The organism is Shigella sp. FC1967 (assembly GCF_001743005.1).
GTDB lineage: Bacteria > Pseudomonadota > Gammaproteobacteria > Enterobacterales > Enterobacteriaceae > Proteus.
Window position 1 is genome coordinate 1 of sequence record NZ_MIIZ01000452.1, and the last position, 216, is coordinate 216.

Below are 216 nucleotides of genomic sequence, written 5' to 3' on the forward strand. Positions count from 1 at the left end.
TTTTTTAATCCGAAACTAAAAGCCCGTTTTCCCACGTTTAAAAGTAAGCATGGCAGACAATCTAGCTATCATTGTGTCGGGATCAAAAGTCATTGATGGCGCGATAAAAAATCCCGAAAATCGCACCGATTGAAGCGCGTTTACATCGTGAAATTACGGGGGCGCTGAAAAGTATCACACTGAGTCGCAGCGCAACCGGAAAATACTATGCGTCAC

The 216-nt window shown here is 44.0% G+C and carries 1 pseudogene; it reads left to right on the forward strand.

Annotated features, from left to right (window positions below):
* Nucleotides 1-216: pseudogene (locus BHE89_RS24920) on the forward strand (RNA-guided endonuclease TnpB family protein); the annotation flags it as partial.